Origin of the sequence: Stenoxybacter acetivorans DSM 19021, from assembly GCF_000745895.1 — a bacterium.
GTDB classification, from domain to species: Bacteria; Pseudomonadota; Gammaproteobacteria; order Burkholderiales; family Neisseriaceae; genus Stenoxybacter; species Stenoxybacter acetivorans.
Genome location: NZ_JQKE01000017.1, coordinates 1 through 15810 on the forward strand (window position 1 = coordinate 1; position 15810 = coordinate 15810).

21 protein-coding genes and 1 tRNA gene are annotated in these 15810 nt (G+C 44.4%); 15 read left to right on the top strand and 7 right to left on the bottom strand.

The window, feature by feature from the left end; translation table 11 throughout:
- Positions 1-43: 43 nt before the first annotated feature.
- Both Q384_RS02795 and Q384_RS02800 read right to left on the bottom strand, forming a co-directional pair.
- Positions 44-811: a hypothetical protein gene (locus Q384_RS02795; protein WP_037585843.1), complete on the bottom strand. Its 768-nt coding sequence runs from the start codon at positions 809-811 to the stop codon at positions 44-46.
- Positions 812-815: 4 nt separating this feature from the next.
- Positions 816-1001: a helix-turn-helix domain-containing protein gene (locus Q384_RS02800; RefSeq protein WP_037585845.1), complete on the bottom strand. Its 186-nt coding sequence runs from the start codon at positions 999-1001 to the stop codon at positions 816-818.
- A 128-nt stretch (positions 1002-1129) separates the two neighbouring features.
- On the opposite strand from Q384_RS02800, the gene Q384_RS02805 reads away from it, so the two are divergent.
- On the top strand, positions 1130-1741 hold the full coding sequence (locus Q384_RS02805) for an XRE family transcriptional regulator (RefSeq protein WP_037585846.1): 612 nt from the start codon (positions 1130-1132) through the stop codon (positions 1739-1741).
- A gap of 45 nt (positions 1742-1786) precedes the next feature.
- On the opposite strand, the gene Q384_RS02810 is transcribed toward Q384_RS02805, so the two are convergent.
- A complete protein-coding gene (locus Q384_RS02810) occupies positions 1787-2092 on the bottom strand; it encodes a helix-turn-helix domain-containing protein (protein WP_037585848.1) in 306 nt (101 codons plus the stop codon).
- On the bottom strand, positions 2082-2474 hold the full coding sequence (locus tag Q384_RS02815) for a type II toxin-antitoxin system RelE/ParE family toxin (protein ID WP_211251069.1): 393 nt from the start codon (positions 2472-2474) through the stop codon (positions 2082-2084). Before Q384_RS02815 ends, Q384_RS02810 begins: the two co-directional genes overlap by 11 nt.
- 543 nt (positions 2475-3017) lie before the next feature.
- On the opposite strand from Q384_RS02815, the gene Q384_RS02820 reads away from it, so the two are divergent.
- From Q384_RS02820 to Q384_RS02830, 3 genes are all read left to right on the top strand, one after another.
- A complete protein-coding gene (locus Q384_RS02820; RefSeq protein WP_037585849.1) occupies positions 3018-3296 on the top strand; it encodes a type II toxin-antitoxin system RelE/ParE family toxin in 279 nt (92 codons plus the stop codon).
- 16 nt (positions 3297-3312) lie between these two features.
- Positions 3313-3645: a HigA family addiction module antitoxin gene (locus tag Q384_RS02825; protein WP_051940340.1), complete on the top strand. Its 333-nt coding sequence runs from the start codon at positions 3313-3315 to the stop codon at positions 3643-3645.
- A gap of 119 nt (positions 3646-3764) precedes the next feature.
- A complete protein-coding gene (locus Q384_RS02830; protein ID WP_156956411.1) occupies positions 3765-4451 on the top strand; it encodes a hypothetical protein in 687 nt (228 codons plus the stop codon).
- 408 nt (positions 4452-4859) lie between these two features.
- Here the strand turns inward: Q384_RS02830 and Q384_RS02840 are convergent, their stop codons facing one another.
- Positions 4860-5564, bottom strand: a complete 705-nt coding sequence (locus Q384_RS02840) for a hypothetical protein (RefSeq protein ID WP_037585852.1) — start codon at positions 5562-5564, stop codon at positions 4860-4862.
- A gap of 139 nt (positions 5565-5703) precedes the next feature.
- On the opposite strand from Q384_RS02840, the gene Q384_RS02845 reads away from it, so the two are divergent.
- From Q384_RS02845 to Q384_RS13750, 7 genes are all read left to right on the top strand, one after another.
- The gene (locus Q384_RS02845) at positions 5704-6279 is read left to right on the top strand and encodes a TrbM/KikA/MpfK family conjugal transfer protein (RefSeq protein ID WP_037585854.1); all 576 of its coding nucleotides are present in this window, start codon (positions 5704-5706) and stop codon (positions 6277-6279) included.
- A gap of 238 nt (positions 6280-6517) precedes the next feature.
- Positions 6518-7261 (top strand): nucleotide-binding protein, encoded by a 744-nt coding sequence (locus Q384_RS02850; protein ID WP_037585855.1) that lies wholly within the window; start codon positions 6518-6520, stop codon positions 7259-7261.
- Between the two features lie 59 nt (positions 7262-7320).
- Positions 7321-7818, top strand: a complete 498-nt coding sequence (locus tag Q384_RS02855; protein ID WP_037585856.1) for a hypothetical protein — start codon at positions 7321-7323, stop codon at positions 7816-7818.
- Between the two features lie 13 nt (positions 7819-7831).
- Positions 7832-8110 carry a hypothetical protein gene (locus tag Q384_RS13745; protein ID WP_037585857.1) on the top strand — a complete coding sequence of 93 codons (279 nt, stop codon included), beginning with the start codon at positions 7832-7834 and terminating at the stop codon, positions 8108-8110.
- Between the two features lies 1 nt (position 8111).
- Positions 8112-8390 carry a hypothetical protein gene (locus Q384_RS02865; protein ID WP_037585858.1) on the top strand — a complete coding sequence of 93 codons (279 nt, stop codon included), beginning with the start codon at positions 8112-8114 and terminating at the stop codon, positions 8388-8390.
- Positions 8391-8394: 4 nt separating this feature from the next.
- Entirely contained in the window at positions 8395-8745 is a 351-nt protein-coding gene (locus tag Q384_RS12865) for a helix-turn-helix domain-containing protein (protein ID WP_156956412.1), read from the top strand.
- Positions 8634-9581, top strand: a complete 948-nt coding sequence (locus tag Q384_RS13750; protein WP_245608495.1) for a tyrosine-type recombinase/integrase — start codon at positions 8634-8636, stop codon at positions 9579-9581. Before Q384_RS12865 ends, Q384_RS13750 begins: the two co-directional genes overlap by 112 nt.
- Before the next feature lie 106 nt (positions 9582-9687).
- On the opposite strand, the gene Q384_RS02875 is transcribed toward Q384_RS13750, so the two are convergent.
- Both Q384_RS02875 and yaaA read right to left on the bottom strand, forming a co-directional pair.
- Positions 9688-9777: transfer RNA gene (locus Q384_RS02875), tRNA-Ser, on the bottom strand.
- 82 nt (positions 9778-9859) lie between these two features.
- A complete protein-coding gene (gene yaaA, locus Q384_RS02880) occupies positions 9860-10627 on the bottom strand; it encodes a peroxide stress protein YaaA (RefSeq protein ID WP_037585859.1) in 768 nt (255 codons plus the stop codon).
- A gap of 278 nt (positions 10628-10905) precedes the next feature.
- Between yaaA and speA the strand changes: the two genes are divergently transcribed.
- From speA to Q384_RS02900, 4 genes are all read left to right on the top strand, one after another.
- A complete protein-coding gene (gene speA, locus Q384_RS02885) occupies positions 10906-12798 on the top strand; it encodes an arginine decarboxylase (RefSeq protein ID WP_037585860.1) in 1893 nt (630 codons plus the stop codon).
- A gap of 376 nt (positions 12799-13174) precedes the next feature.
- Positions 13175-13861 (top strand): hydrolase, encoded by a 687-nt coding sequence (locus tag Q384_RS02890; RefSeq protein ID WP_037585861.1) that lies wholly within the window; start codon positions 13175-13177, stop codon positions 13859-13861.
- Positions 13862-14077: a hypothetical protein gene (locus tag Q384_RS02895; protein WP_037585862.1), complete on the top strand. Its 216-nt coding sequence runs from the start codon at positions 13862-13864 to the stop codon at positions 14075-14077. It abuts the gene before it with no gap.
- A gap of 58 nt (positions 14078-14135) precedes the next feature.
- The gene (locus Q384_RS02900; RefSeq protein WP_084224370.1) at positions 14136-15788 is read left to right on the top strand and encodes an MFS transporter; all 1653 of its coding nucleotides are present in this window, start codon (positions 14136-14138) and stop codon (positions 15786-15788) included.
- Positions 15789-15810 lie beyond the last annotated feature (22 nt).

Sequence of the window (15810 nt, forward strand, 5' to 3'; positions counted from 1 at the left end):
TGACGCTGATAGGGCAGTAAACGGGTTCTTTTATGAATATTCATTACAGTATTTTCCTATAAATACTGTAAACAACGCTAGGAATTCTTACACCTTTTCTTATTTCTTCAGACTTTTCGGTTTTTTCCGGCGGCGGTTGATTGTGCTTTGGTTTTTTCGGAATGTTCTGTGTTTGTGCTGATTTCAGCAACCGCCCGCGCTCGCCGCTGTACTGCTCAGTAAGCGCATCAACCTTGAAATATGTCCAGCCCTCAATTGAGCCTTGACGCAAAATTGCATCAATATCCAAGCCGCGATTGTGCAGCACAGTCAATGCCCGTATATGGCTGTTTTTACCGGCTTGCTTAAAGGGTTTACCGCGCTTGGTTTCCGCTACTTCCAGCCATTCTTGCCATAAATCGGCATTGAGCCATTCAGGCAGCTGGTTTGGGTCTTTTTTAAAGAATGTCGCATAAATAGAAAAAGGTTTTCCGAGCTTTTCAAAAAGCAGCTGCTCTAAGCGAGCAATATTCAGCCGCCAGTGCATTTTTCCATGAACTCCGCCACGGCGGTATTCAATCACACCCAAATCAAGGAGAATACGGCGGGCTTTTTCGTAGGCGCGGCGGGTGAAGCCGAGTTTTTCGAGCAAATCCCGAGCGGTTTCCCACGACCAGCCACAACGATGCCCGTACTTGGCAGGATCGTGTTCCATGATGCCGCGCATTTGCAACAGATAGTCCACCATGGCGGCGGCTACTCCGATGCCGTCGCATAACACCAATGTTTCGGCGTAGCGTTGGTAGCGTGGGGGGAGGGCGATAGGGGTCATTAGTTTACTGATTTTTTTGCAAATCTTTGTGTAATTTTAAAAGTGCCTCACCGATTTGATATTTTACGCTTGCCTGTTTTCCTGTAGAAAGAAACGAAATTGTTCCTTGAGAACAATTACTTAACTTTGCTATTTGATATTGCCGTAAACCTGAATTTTCTAAATCATGAATAATTTTTTGCCAATTCATAGTGATAATCCTTATTAAATTCCTCTCATTCTTATTATATATTAGCAATCTAATTATTAGCAATAGCCAATCCACTTGATTTTACAAATAAACTCTATTTAGGAATTTTTAAAAAGACGTGTGAAGTTATGAGTGATATTGGACATCGTATTAAAAAACGGCGAGAAGAAATAGAGCTTAGCCAAGCAGAATTGGCAAGGCGATCTAAAGTTAGCCAAGGAACGATAGCACAATTAGAAACAGGGCGAAATCAAAGCTCTGCGAAAATTGTTGAGTTATCCTATGCTTTAGGCGTATCTCCTGAGTGGTTGCTCTATGGTAAAAATACTCCCACCATTCCTGAGCGTTCAACCAACATCATTGAAACACAATCATTTCTAACTTCAGAGAAAAGTAATTCGGGGATTAAACCAAAACTACTAGAGAAAAAACAATGGGATGCTGATTATATTGAATTTATTCAAGCCAATGATGAGAGTATGTCCCCTGTAATAGGCATCTATGATGACGTTGCTGTAAATAAATTAGACACAACACCCCATGAAAATGGTGTATTTGCCATTCGACGGAAAACAGGAATAATTATTATTCGTAGATTGGTGGTAGATTTTAATTATAGTTGGATTTACCGTTGTGATAACCCTGATAAAACCAGATTCTCTGATATTCCACGCAGTGAAGCCGATACGGTAATTGGTCGTGTTATTTGGCGGGGTGGCTCAGAAATGTTTAATTGTTAAAAAGAAAAAAGCAACTGACCTATGTGTCAGTTGCTTTTTTAATTTTTAAATTGCCTCATGTTGGATAGGAACAATTTGAAGCGTATAGCCAAGCGGGGTCAGTATTTTAAAAAGGGTGTCAATTTGAGGAGTTGCTTTTAGGCTTTCCAAACGCGCGATCGCTGGTTGCTTTACTCCTGAAACATCTGCCAACGCTTGCTGTGAAAGTCCGCGAGCTTCACGCGCCTCAATCATTTTTCCAATGAGTTCAACCTCAAAATAGATGCGCTCCCTGTCTGCGGGACTCACACGTGTTTCATCATTCATATAGTCTGCAAAATTTCTAACTTTTTTTCGTTTTTTAGTTTCCATTTGGTTTATTCCTTTCTATAAAATCTTTCATTTTAGCTCGAGCCTTTTCAATTTCTTGAGGTGGTGTTTTTTGCGTTTTTTTGATGAAATAATGCAACATTATGAATTTTTTGCCTGTCCAATGAAAGAAAAAAATACGATTAGAAAGTGGACGCAATTCCCATAAGTTGCCGTCTATATGTTTAACAACAGGCTTTCCTACTCTAGTCCCATACCGCTCCAACAAACCGAAGTAAGACAGTATTTTATCGAGATTAATTCGTGCCGTTTTACTGGTTGCACTCCGTTCTCCCAAGTCATCTAAATAATCAACAAGTTCTGAATCTCCATTTTTATCCTCGTAAAAATCAATGTGATACAAACTCTTATCACTGTCTTTCATACCCACTCCTTGTTATTTATTGAAATAATAACGAATTTGTTATTAAAAATCAAATAATATTTAATTTGCACGTTGCTGTATTTAAAATTACAAAACTATTTACAATAATAAATTAGAATGCTAATATAACCGCATCGAAGCAACACCTGCTCTTTAACAACCCAGTCCGACTAAGCCCGCGCCACCAGAAAGCGGCGGCGGTAACAAGGAGAAAAGATTACCGCCCTTGCCCTGAAAAGCAAGCAAGTTAGCGGTACGGCGCGGCTGTTCAGTCGCCGCGCAAGCTGTGAATAGCCCGACTGCAATAGACAAAAAATCTCACTAGCGGGGAACTGAACCGACTCAACTGCGAAATGCGGGTGTTTGATGCGAATATACCGTCAAACCCGAGCGTGGTCGTAATAAAACGGCAGTAAGCAATCAAATTCGGCAGATTGGCAACAGTCTGCCGATATGTGATTGTTTTTTTTAAGGCGATATAATATACGATTCTAAGACTTAATAACGATTGACGTTATTAACGAATTGCGTTATTATAAATTCATGATTACTGATTTTTACTGCGAAGAAACCCAAGCCCTTTTCGAAGGGAATCGAGTAAAACGTTTCGCCAACATTGAAACCGTTGCCATGCGTAAATTACAGCAACTACATGCAGCAACAGATTTAAATTTTCTACGCATTCCACCCGGAAACCACTTAGAAGCGTTGAGCGGCAACCATAAAGGTCAATACAGCATACGTATTAATAACCAATGGCGGATTTGCTTCATCTGGCAAAATGGACACTCAACCCATGTAGAAATCGTTGATTACCATTGATTTAATGGAGAAAATAATGAATAAACGCCAAGTTCCTTTGATTCACCCCGGTGAAATTTTGCTTGAAGATTGGTTGAAGCCAATGAATATTAGCCAATACGCACTGGCAAAAGCCATTGATGTATCGCCGCGGCGAATCAATGAAATTGTGAAAGGCAAACGTGCTATTACCGCCGATACAGCCTTACGGCTGGCTGCTTTCTTTGGTACTGATGCACAAAGTTGGCTGAATCTACAGAGCCATTACGAAACAGAGCAAACACGCACGATGATTGATGACGTGCTCAATCGTATTCACCCTTATACTGAAGCAAGAGTACGCCAGTCCACTTTGATAGGCAACCGCTAAAATTAAAATGAGGAAGATTTCATTACACTTGTTGCCTTTTTAAGTAATTTATCCGATTACCCAAGCCTTTTTCTTCAGGAAAGAGGCTTTTTTATTGCCTTTTACTTTTTCAGGAAGCCATGATGGAAAACCCCGCAAGTAATAAGGGCTATCTACCCGCAGCCCTGCTGCATTTTTATCGTGCCGTCGGTGCGTCTGCTTGGGAATTTCGCAAAGCGGTTATGTTGGTGGAAGTTGAAACACGCTGCTGCTTCTTTCAAAACCACCCTGATTTGATTGAACCGTTGCGCCAACTGAACACTTATCTACTGACAGTCAGCGCGTATTGTCATCATGATTTTGGTTATGGTTTCGGCTTTGACGGGGTTGCCCGCGACATCAAAGGCGGCAGCAGTATTTTACCTGCTTTGCCCGGATTGCCCGACAGTCCGCGCTTAGCATTAGCACAATTGATTGATTTCAAAGCATTCAACCTGAAAGATAAACTCGCTTTTGCCTGTAAAAAAGTGCCGCTGGCGACTTTGGGTGAGGTTGAACATATCCGCACCATGTTAGCCGTATGGCGGCAATTTACTGAGTGTGTGGCAACAAAATACAGCGGCAAAGAATGGTTTGAGTATGAACGCCACAACTTCACGCTGGTTGATGAACTGATTAACTGGCTGGGTTGTGTGCGTTTGCATATTGACGCAGGTTTGCCGATGAAACGTGAAACTGTGCAATGGCAAGAAATCAGCCCACCCGTGCCATTGGTTTTTCAGGCGGTAGAGCAAGAATTCGGGCGGAAGCGTCCGATGTATTTGTAAGTTGGAAGATTAATATTTTTTAGGGTTTTGTAAAAAGCACTTTGTTTTCAAAGTGATTTTTACTGTATAGCCTGACAGCTGTCGGCAAAAATCACACAGCGGGACGACATAGAAAGATGCTGCTATGGAAACTACGGAAATGATACAGAACGTGATGAACATTATCACAGTTATACTGGGCGCAATAGCTATTTGTATGGCTTTGGTCATGATAATCGGCAATTATTTTGAATATTCATATTATGAGTGTGAATATTATGTAGTTAACTTTATATTAAAATTAATCTTAATAGTTATTATGGTTACCATCTCTCCGATACTGCTTATCGTATGGATTGTGAATAAATCTCTGGTACTGGCTAGAATGTTGTGGTGTATCGGCATAAAAGATACTAAAAAACATGAAGATTAGAATACTTTTCCTTTGGTATTGATAATTTCAATTTTGGTAGTTACATTATTTGGAAATTTATTGGCAAAAAATTTAAGTTTAATAGAACGTTTGTAATTTTTCCATTTTTTAGGTCTGGGTGGTATTCGCAATTTCAACGTGATCCCTTTGTTTTCCGGATCATTTATCTTTTTTTCTGAAAAGACAGATATATTGACATCGGCAAACCGAAATTTATCAAAAATGGTACATTTTCCTTTTAATATCTTGAAGAAGAAAAATTTATCTTTCTGAATAAACCATTTTTTGATACCAAACCAACTGGGCTTTGATAATCTAATCCTGTATGGTTCAGTCATTTCTTCCCAAACGTTGACAGTACACTCTTTTTTGTGTGGTTGAAACGTTTGAAGTATTTGATAAGTAACCTTACCACTGGTAACTGGTCCAATTAAGGTGATCCGTTTGATGGTATACATCTGTTTCTCTAATCGGTCTAAGCGAATGGTAATTTCTGTATAACCTTTGCCATCTTCTGGTTCATCGATTTCGTAATCTATGTCAGGTTGAATATCAGAACGCTTGCTGACTTTAATTGCATGGTATGCAATCCAAGCGGCAATCAATGCTGCAATGAAGGATAGCACTGTTGCAATATCTGCTGCCTCGTCCCAGTAATTCCAACTGACTAATTTTTCTAATACGTAAGTTATCAGTTCCACTGGGTTGCTCCTTGTGTATGGATTTGAATGTGAGAACCTCAATCATAGCACAAGCCAAGCAACCCGCCTTTTACCCAAAAGTACTTTGTTTTCAAAGTACTTTTTCTTTTTCTGTTCTTTAATTTTCAGGAAGTCCATGATGAAAAAACTGCTTATCTCCTTAACCGCTGCTGCCTTATTGTCGCCGATAGCTCACGCTGAAAACACCGACGGTGATTTACTCACTGGTGATGTCCGCCTCGCTTGTGAAGCAATCTTGTGTTTGAGTTCGGGTGATCGCCCCAGTGAATGCGCCCCATCATTAAAACGGTATTTCAGCATCAACCATAAGAAGCTGAGCGACACCCTGCGTGGACGTAAAAATTTCTTAGAGCTTTGCCCGGCAAGCAATGAAGAAAACATGCCCGAACTCATCAATGCCATTGCCAACGGCGCGGGGCGATGTGATGCCAAAGAATTAAATCGCATCAATCAAAGAATCATTACAGTTGAAAATCCCGAATGGAAAAGAAGAGGTTGTGATAAACCGGGCTACGGAAAATGGCGGCTCTGCGACAACATCAAGCCTTATATGCAAATCACCATTATCGAAAACAAACTGCCGCAATACTGCTCCGCATACTTTGATCATGCGTGGACAGATTTAAAAGGCAAAGGCAGTACTCAATACCAAGGCAATCCAAAAGAGGGCGGGCATTGGGTTGATATTCAATAGGCTGCCTGAAAGTTTCACTCCGTAATCCATTTAATCAAGTGGGAATGGATTACTCTTTTTACCGCCGTGTGTTTCCTTAAAACTCACGGCGGCTTTTTCTTGATAGAGAGAAAGACATGGCTTGGGTGTATTGTTCCTTGATCCACCGACAAAATCACACAGCCGTGTCTTTCTCTCTGTACAGAGCAAGAGCAACAACAATCATGTTTCATTCATTTCATTTTTTAAGGAAACCAACATGCAACAAGCACATTTTATTTTGCAGGGAAAAGGCGGTGTCGGCAAATCACTGGTTGCGTCAATATTGGCACAATACCTGACGCAAACTTTTTCAGGCAGCTTACCGGTACATTGTTTTGACACTGATCCGGTAAACCAAACATTCAGCCGCTACAAAGCCCTGAATACACAAATGGTCAAAATTCTTAATCAGGACGATAACATCGACAGCCGCTTATTTGACGGACTGATTGAGGAATTACTCACCGCAGAGGGTATTGCTGTAATTGATAACGGTGCAGCGACTTTTGTGCCGCTGGTGGGCTATCTGAAAGAAAACGGCATTATTGAGTTCTTGGAAGCCAACGGTGTACATGTTATTTGCCATGTTGTAGTAACGGGCGGACAAGCTATGGAAGATACTTTTTACGGCTTAGCAGCGGTACTACACAAATTGCCCGTGAAAGTCATGGTGTGGAGCAATGAGTTTTTCGGTGCGATTGAGCAAAACGGTAAATCACTGATGGATCTCAAAGTGATGAACGATAACCATGACCGCATCGTTGGTGTAATTCGTATTCCTCGCCGTACTGCCGACACATTCGGCAAAGACATAGAAAATATGGTGAGTGCCAATTTAACGTTTGATGAAGTTGAAAAAACACCTGAATTCGGCATCATGAGCCGCCAACGTCTATTGACGGTAAAACGAGATTTATTCACGTCTTTAGACCAATTGTCCTTTTCAGGCAACCTGTTGTAATCGTGTTTACAGAGATACAGAGACGCATATATGCGTCTCTGTTTGTTTAAGGAAATATCATGAGTGAACCCGAAAACAGCATTGCATCGTCAGAAAAAAATGTGCCTGAAATCATCAACAGGCTCATCAATGAAACTTTTATTGCCACAAAAACCCAGCTGGACAAAAACGACCCTTTAATAACTGTGTTGTATATGCAGCACTTATACAACCAAGAATTAGTCGAACATTTTCAGGCAACAATACAAAACTTACTGAACAAAGACGACATCAAAAAGCAAAACTTTGAACAATTTTTTGACGACAAATCAACCGCTGTTATTGAAGCCGTAGACAAATTGGAAGAAGTACGAGACGCATTGCTGGAACAACTGGGACAGAAACATAAAATCGCCGTATCCACTGCTGCCGATAAATTGTACGGCAACATCAGTGATCGCGTAACCGCCCAAGCCCGCGACATATTGCGCACTGGGAAAACCGCGCAATGGTTCAGCATTATTATTGCGATATTGCTTGCGGTTGCGGCAATGATTTCAGTGGTTTTGCTGAAATAAAAAGGAGCAAATCATGAAAATCGAACGAAGCACAATTATAGACGGTGAGCTACATCTTTTTTGTACCGGCTGCCAAGAATATTTGCCCGCCGATCCCGAATTTTTTTACCGCAACAAAAATAGAAAAACTGGATTTAGATCGCGATGCAAAGCCTGTTATTACGAAACCCCGTCCGCGATCGCTCGCGATACCGCCCACATTCAACGAGGACAAGTAATCGGCGGCTTATTTCGCGAAAGCGTAATTACCCGTGTTCTTGCCCGCGACACCAAGAAGCAGGGAAGGAATTGAAATGGAAAAAATTGAATATATCCGCATCGTTGCATTCTTGCGAAGAGTACCAACAAAAAAACTGGCTGAAAAATTAGATCGCGTGGGCTGGACGCGTTATTCCGCGAGTGTGTACGTCCGTATGACTCGTACAGATCTTATAGGGTTTAGGGTTGAAGAACTTCAATTTGCAATTAGAGACCACCCGCCAGAAAAAATAATCACCATGCCTGAAGAGAATTTTGTCGCGTGGCAACCGTACTGGGAAGAAAACAGATACATGCAAAACCCCGAGGATTAAAAACATGAAAACATTTAACGTAGCGCAAGCAGCAGCACTCTGTCATTGCCACATGGAAACCATACGCGAACATATCAGAAGCGGCAAACTCGTTGCTGTTCGCATTGGTCGCAGCTACGTCATCACTCAACCCGCGCTTGACGCGTTCCTCAACACTTTAGAAAATGATGCCATGCGGGCATCACTTCAAAAACGGAGTGAAGAAAAATGCCGATTTATCAACGAAAAAACGGTACTTGGTACATCAATCTCACAACACAAGGCGGCAAGAGAATTAGATATTCTCTTAACACCCAAGACAAGAGGCAGGCGCAAGAGCTGCACGACAAAATCGCGCATGAGCAATGGCGTGTAGAAAAGCTCGGCGATAAGCCAAAATATACTTGGGACGAAGCCGCCGCTCGGTGGATAAAGGAGAAGCAGCACAAACGAAGTATTAATGACGACAAAACCAAAATCAGACGACTTGCCACATTGCGCGGAATACCGTTGGAATTATTAACGAGAGATTTTGTCATGAAAATGGTTGCCGAATTGCCATGTGGTGATTCCACCAAAAATCGTTATCTGACATTGATTCGTTCTGTTCTAAACAAATGTTCGGGAGAATGGGAATGGCTGGATAAAGCACCCAAATTTACGTTATATCGCGAACCAAAAAAGCGAATCAGATTTTTGACTCGTGAAGAAGCGGACAGGCTGATATTGTCATTACCGGAACTGTATGCGGATTTGGCAGAATTCAGTTTCATGACAGGTTTGCGACAAACCAACGTGTTGCATTTGGCATGGTCTCAAATTGATTTAAATCGCAGAATTGCATGGATACACGCAGACCAAAGCAAATCGGGAAGACCAATCGGTGTACCTTTAAATAACAGAGCAGTCAGTGTATTGGAAAGGAGGTTTGGCGCACATAAAACTTTCGCATTCGTCAATGAACGCACACAAAAACCATTAAATGGGATTTGTTCCAAAACATGGAAAGAGGCATTGCAAAAAGCAGGATTAACCGATTTTCGTTGGCACGACATTCGCCATACGTGGGCAAGCTGGCTGATACAATCGGGTGTTCCGTTAATGGATTTAAAAGAAATGGGTGGTTGGGAAAGCATCGAAATGGTACAAAAATATGCCCACTTAGCACCCATGCATTTACATAAAAATGCGGTTCTGCTTGATGCACTTTAACGAAAATTTGGCACAAATTTGGCACACGCCAAAAATAAATCCCCGCAAAATGTAATATTTTAAGCGAGGATAATCAGAAATTTCACTAATTTAATCAGCAAGATACTGGCGGAAGCGGTGAGATTCGAACTCACGGAGGGGACAAACCCTCGACGGTTTTCAAGACCGCTGCATTAAACCGCTCTGCCACGCTTCCGTTCTTGAGAGGGCGCATGATACGCGAAACAGCATCTGTTTGCCAAGTGTTTTTTCAGCAAAAATAGCGGCAATGCCGTTTTTCAGCGAATAAACACCCATTCGGTTTCATTGGACATGGCTTCATTGTAGCCATAACCCTCAGCGTCAAAGGCTTTGAGCTGATGCACATCAGTGATGCTGTTTTCGGCGGCAAAACGAGTCATCAAGCCGCGTGCGCGTTTGGCGTAGAAACTGATGATTTTATATTGTCCGTTTTTTCCATCTTTAAATATCGGTGTGATGATTTTGCCGTGAATACGGGCTGCCTGAACGGATTTAAAATATTCCTGCGAAGCCAAATTCACCAATACGGCATCATCGCCTTGCTGTGCCAATGCCTCATTAACTGCCCGATTGATGTGATTGCCCCAAAAAGCGTATAAATCCGCACCGCGCGGATTGGCTAATTTGGTTCCCATTTCCAATCGATAAGGCTGAATCAGGTCAAGCGGACGCAGCAAGCCATACAAACCCGACAAAATTCCCAGATGTTGTTGTAAGTACGCCACACTCGCTTCAGGTAAACTGTGCGCGTCCAAACCTTCATACACATCGCCGTTGAATAAATAAACGGCTTGCTTGGCATTTTCCGGCGTAAACGGTGTTTGCCAACGAAAAAAGCGTTCGGTGTTTAATAAAGCCAGTTTGTCGGAAATACGCATTAACTGCGCCAACGCTTGCGGCGGCATGGCTTTTAAAACAGGCATCAATTCTTCAGCTTGATCCAGCAAACAAGGCATGCTGAAAGCCGATACCGGCACGGCAGCGTTTTCGTTTAGATTTTTGGCGGGAGACAAAATTAAATACATAGTCAAAATTTTCTGTAAAGGCGTGATTAAATAAAGTAATTGCTACAGTATAATCCGCGCTCGCAACGGATTTGCCGCACTGCCGCAACTCAGTATCATCTGCGCCGCCATTGCGAAAAAAGCATAAACCGAGGCGGGAATATTCCGCGCACCGACACTCTCAACCATAAAAAGCAGATTGCCGCATCACAGCCAACAACCCGCAATAACCGCTTAGCGGTGTGAATACATTGTTGGGTTATATTTTACTGCAATACTCAAACGGGATAATAAACGCAATGAGTTGGACGACAAACGACAGTGCCGGGCTTTACGGCATCAACCACTGGGGCAGTGATTATTTTTTCATCAGCGATGCAGGCGAAGTCATGGTGCGTCCGAATGCACAATCCAATACGGCAGTGAGTTTATTGGTTTTGGTGGAAGGATTGCATGAACGCGGACAAGATTTGCCGATGCTGCTGCGTTTTCCCGATATTCTGCAAGACCGTGTCGCGAAACTATGTGCTGCATTCAATCGCTCAATCCGCAAAAATGATTACCAGGGCAGTTATACCGCGATTTATCCGATTAAAGTGAACCAGCAGGAAAGTGTGGTGAAAAACATCATTATTCCGAAAAATGATGATGTTTCCATTGGCTTGGAAGCCGGTTCTAAACCGGAATTGATGATTGTGCTGGCGTTTGCGCCCAAAGGCGGCACGATTGTGTGCAACGGCTACAAAGACCGCGAATTTATCCGTTTGGCACTCATGGGGCAGCGGCTGGGACATCACGTTTTTATTGTGATTGAAAAAGAGGCTGAAGTGGATTACGTGATTGAAGAATCACGCAATTTGGGTGTAACCGCCAACATCGGTTTGCGGGTGCGCTTGTCATCACTGGGTTCAGGCAAATGGGCAGACACCGGCGGCGACAAGGGTAAATTCGGTTTATCGGCAACACAACTATTATCAGCGGCAGAAAAACTCAGCCGAGCAGGCTTGGCGCAGCACGTGCGCTTGATGCACTTTCACATGGGCTCACAAATTGCCAACATCAGCGACTACCGCGCCGGCTTCAAAGAAGCGGTGCGCTATTTTGCCGAATTACGCGCCTTGGGTTTACCGATTGACCACATCGACGTTGGCGGCGGTTTGGGCGTGGATTACGACGGCACACATTCGCGCAATGCCAGTTCAATGAATTACGACATCGGTGAATATTCACATGTGATTGTGTCCATGCTGGCAGAATGCTGCGCCGAAAACAATTTACCGCAGCCGCATATTTTTTCGGAATCCGGCCGCGCCATGACCGCACATCACGCCGTGTTGATTATGAATGTAACCGACGTAGAGCGGCTACCTGAACAGATGCCGCCGCTGGAAAGCACCGACAACCTGAGCTTTCCCACCAAAAAACTGCTGGAAAAATTGAATGTTGCCGACAGCGAAATGGTCACGGAAACCTATCACCGCATCAGCCATTATTTATCGGAAATCACCGAAGATTATGTGGCGGGCAAAATTCCGCTGGCAGAAAAAGCCTTGGCAGAGCAGCTGTATGCCGTATTGTGCCGCCGATTAAGAGCGCAGCTGCAAGCCGATTACCGCAGCCAGCGGCAAGTATTTGATGTATTAACCGATAAGCTCGCTGACAAATATTTCTGCAATTTTTCGGTATTCCAAAGTTTACCGGACACTTGGGCAATTGGACAAGTATTGCCGATTATGCCGATACACCGCTTAAACGAACGCCCTACCCGCCGCGCCGTATTGCAGGATTTAACCTGCGATTCCGACGGCAAAGTCAGCCAATATGTGGATCGCCAAAGCATCGAATCCAGCATGCCGATTCACGCACTGAATGCGGGTGAGCCCTATTTGCTCGGCGTGTTTATGGTGGGCGCGTATCAGGAAATTCTCGGCGACATGCACAACTTATTCGGCGACACCGATTCGGTCAATGTGCTGGTGCGCGACAACGGCACGGTGGAATACGTTGGCATGGAAGAACACGACACCATCGAAGACATGCTGCGTTATGTGCATTTATCGCCCGATGAAGTGCTGAATAAATTTGAAGAAAAAGCCCGCTTTGCCAAACTCGACAGCGTAAGCCGCAATCTGTATTTTGCCGAATTTTGCCGAGGCTTAAAGCAATCTTCGTATTTGAGCAGCACGGAATAAGGCTGCCTGAAAACCCCGCTGCCTATTATGAACCTGCAAACGGTGCGCTCATTTGCCGTTTGCAGCCGTTGCTTTGCCAAATCAGTTACTTCCTTACTGCCGCTTGTCGTCATGGCACGGGTTGTCTCACATCTTGTTTTCCGGTTGCGGCACATTTCAATTTCTGCATAAATTTTTTGACAACATTTGCTCAACCAATTGTTTTAATTGTTGTTTATTTACAATACATCAATATCACCATGAAATACCCGAATGTATTTTCAGGCTGCCTGAAAACCATGATTGACAAAATATAATAACGTCTGAAAATACCAATTGCCCAAACCCAAGAAACAGAAGCATAATTGTATTGCCTATCTCTTGAAAGGACAGTCAAATGAATCAATCAAAGCTGGAATTACTCACGCCGCACAACTGCCAAGTTATCTTTATTGATCACCAGCCGCAAATGGCATTCGGCGTACAATCCATCGACCGCCAAGTTTTAAAAAACAACACCGTTGCCTTAGCCAAAGGCGCAAAAATCTTCAACATTCCCGCCATCATCACCACAGTAGAAACAGACAGCTTCTCCGGCTACACTTATCCGGAGCTCTTGGACGTTTTTCCCAATCAAAAATTGCTGGAACGCACCTCAATGAATTCTTGGGACGACCAAAAAGTGCGCGACGCACTGGCTGCCAATCAGCGCAATAAAGTGGTGGTATCCGGTTTATGGACCGAAGTATGCAACAACAGTTTTGCCCTCAGCGCAATACTTGAAGGCGGCTATGAAATTTATATGGTAGAAGACGCATCGGGCGGCACATCAAAAGCCGCGCATGACTATGCCATGCAGCGCATGATTCAAGCAGGCGTGATACCGGTTACTTGGCAGCAAGTGGTGCTGGAATGGCAGCGCGATTGGGCGCGCAAAGAAAGCTATGATGCGGTCATGAAGTTGGTGAAAGAGCATTCGGGCGCATACGGCATGGGCGTGGATTATGCCTACACCATGATACACAAAGCCCCGCAGCGCACCCAAACCGCTCACGAAGCCATTGCACCCGTACCTGCCAAATAATTGGGTGTTGCCGCAAACTTGAGTTTGTTTTCAGGCAGCCTGAAACACAAAAACAGTTGCGGCGATTTCTCACAAGCAATCGTCAGTTCATTGTTTACCATTGCCATTTTCAAGCCGAGTTACCCGCTTTGGAAATGGCTTACCGTATCGGTTTCATTTTTTCGCCATAACAACCGATCAATTTATCGGTATGTCTTCAGGCTGCCTGAAGCATAAAAATGACTTTATTTTCCTTTCACCGCCACTGAAACCACCGCAACCAAACAGGTCATTTATGAACACCCCGCCCTCTCCCGACAACAATACACCAGCACTGCCAACGCAAGCCGTTGTCAAACAAAATCCGTTTGCCTACAAAGCCTTTACGGTGTTGTGGCTGGCAACCGTATTGTCCAATATCGGCACATGGATACACGATGTCGGCGCAGGCTGGCTGATGACGTCATTGTCGCAATCCTCTCCTGTGTGGGTATCGCTCACGCAAGCCGCCACAACGCTGCCTGTATTTTTATTGGCTCTGCCGGCAGGCGCATTGGCAGACAAGGTAAACCGCAAGTACATGCTGATGATTGTGCAGACATGCTTATTGTTGGTGGCAAATATATTGGGTATCGTGGTGGCAGCGGGTAAAGCCACGCCTTTAATATTGCTGTTGTTCACCTTTTTTATGGGCGTCGGCGCGGCAATGACTTCACCCGTTTGGCAAGCGATTGTGCCAAGTTTGGTGCCGCGCGCCGCCTTGCAGCAAGCAGTGGCGATGAACAGTGTTGGCGTAAACATCAGCCGTGCCATTGGTCCGGTATTGGCGGCAGTGTTGATTGGCTCTCTGGGTATTGCCGCACCGTTTTTTGTTAATGCCTTGAGTTTTATGCTGGTATTGCTGGCACTTTTCTGGTGGCAGCCGCCTGCCGCCGCCGAAAAACGGCTGCCGCCTGAAGCACTGGCAGGCGCAGTGCGGGCCGGCTGGCGTTATGCCCTGCACAGCGAATTATTGCGCGCGCCCTTATTGAAAGCAGCGGGATTTTTTGTGTTTGCCAGTGCTTATTGGGCATTACTGCCCTTGATTGCCAAACAAGTATTGCACGGCAATGTCAGCCTTTACGGCATATTGCTCGGTTGTATCGGCATCGGTGCAATTGGCGGTGCATTATTACTGCCCGCGCTGCGTAAACGGAAATCGGCAGATCAATTATTGCTGCTGGGCGCAATCGGTACGATTTTGACTTTGTGCGTATTTGCCTTGGTGCAAAACAATTACGCTGCGGGTGCAGTCTGTTTGATTGCAGGCGCATCGTGGATTGCCGTACTGACTTCTCTGAACACATCGGTACAAATCTCCCTGCCCGATTGGGTGCGCGCCCGCGGCTTGGCGGTGTTTATCATGGTGTTTTTTGGTTCTCAAACACTGGGCAGCATCATTTGGGGTCAAGCGGCGTCTCATATCGGCATTCAGGCAGCCTTATTATTGGCGGCGGCTGGTTTGGGTTTGGCGATGTTTATCATGCGTCGGCTGCATTTGCCCAATGATCAGACGGTTAATTTAGCGTCTTCTCTGCATTGGCCTGAACCCTTGGTTGATGCCTCGGTAACACATGATCGCGGCCCGGTCATGATTACGGTAACGTATCAGATTGCGCCGGAAAATACCGCAGTGTTTTTAAGTGCCGTTTACCGTCTGCGCAAAGAACGCTTGCGTGACGGGGCATACAGCTGGGGCATATTTGAAGACACCGTACAAAAAGGGCAGTATCTGGAATATTTTATCGTGGCTTCATGGCTGGAGCATCTGCGCCAGCACGAACGGGTTACCGAACACGACCGCGACATTCAAACCGAGCTGCTGCAATACCATTGCGGCGATGAACCGCCCAAAGTGGCACATTTTGTTGCACCGTATCCGGACAGCATCAACGCGGCGGATAAATAATCAAAATAGATAAATAATCAAC

What these genes read in the sequence shown, in the direction of transcription:
- Q384_RS02845 (WP_037585854.1), top strand. Translation starts at nt 5,704, where the DNA reads ATGAAAAAACTGCTTATCTCCTTAACCGCTGCTGCCTTATTGTCGCCG.
- Q384_RS02865 (WP_037585858.1), top strand. Translation starts at nt 8,112, where the DNA reads ATGGAAAAAATTGAATATATCCGCATCGTTGCATTCTTGCGAAGAGTA.
- Q384_RS02820 (WP_037585849.1), top strand. Translation starts at nt 3,018, where the DNA reads ATGATTACTGATTTTTACTGCGAAGAAACCCAAGCCCTTTTCGAAGGG.
- Q384_RS02795 (WP_037585843.1), bottom strand. Translation starts at nt 811, where the DNA reads ATGACCCCTATCGCCCTCCCCCCACGCTACCAACGCTACGCCGAAACA.
- Q384_RS02805 (WP_037585846.1), top strand. Translation starts at nt 1,130, where the DNA reads ATGAGTGATATTGGACATCGTATTAAAAAACGGCGAGAAGAAATAGAG.
- Q384_RS02890 (WP_037585861.1), top strand. Translation starts at nt 13,175, where the DNA reads ATGAATCAATCAAAGCTGGAATTACTCACGCCGCACAACTGCCAAGTT.
- Q384_RS02855 (WP_037585856.1), top strand. Translation starts at nt 7,321, where the DNA reads ATGAGTGAACCCGAAAACAGCATTGCATCGTCAGAAAAAAATGTGCCT.
- Q384_RS02810 (WP_037585848.1), bottom strand. Translation starts at nt 2,092, where the DNA reads ATGGAAACTAAAAAACGAAAAAAAGTTAGAAATTTTGCAGACTATATG.
- Q384_RS02815 (WP_211251069.1), bottom strand. Translation starts at nt 2,474, where the DNA reads ATGAAAGACAGTGATAAGAGTTTGTATCACATTGATTTTTACGAGGAT.
- Q384_RS02830 (WP_156956411.1), top strand. Translation starts at nt 3,765, where the DNA reads ATGATGGAAAACCCCGCAAGTAATAAGGGCTATCTACCCGCAGCCCTG.
- Q384_RS12865 (WP_156956412.1), top strand. Translation starts at nt 8,395, where the DNA reads ATGAAAACATTTAACGTAGCGCAAGCAGCAGCACTCTGTCATTGCCAC.
- Q384_RS02900 (WP_084224370.1), top strand. Translation starts at nt 14,136, where the DNA reads ATGAACACCCCGCCCTCTCCCGACAACAATACACCAGCACTGCCAACG.
- yaaA (WP_037585859.1), bottom strand. Translation starts at nt 10,627, where the DNA reads ATGTATTTAATTTTGTCTCCCGCCAAAAATCTAAACGAAAACGCTGCC.
- Q384_RS02800 (WP_037585845.1), bottom strand. Translation starts at nt 1,001, where the DNA reads ATGAATTGGCAAAAAATTATTCATGATTTAGAAAATTCAGGTTTACGG.
- speA (WP_037585860.1), top strand. Translation starts at nt 10,906, where the DNA reads ATGAGTTGGACGACAAACGACAGTGCCGGGCTTTACGGCATCAACCAC.
- Q384_RS02825 (WP_051940340.1), top strand. Translation starts at nt 3,313, where the DNA reads ATGAATAAACGCCAAGTTCCTTTGATTCACCCCGGTGAAATTTTGCTT.
- Q384_RS02850 (WP_037585855.1), top strand. Translation starts at nt 6,518, where the DNA reads ATGCAACAAGCACATTTTATTTTGCAGGGAAAAGGCGGTGTCGGCAAA.
- Q384_RS13745 (WP_037585857.1), top strand. Translation starts at nt 7,832, where the DNA reads ATGAAAATCGAACGAAGCACAATTATAGACGGTGAGCTACATCTTTTT.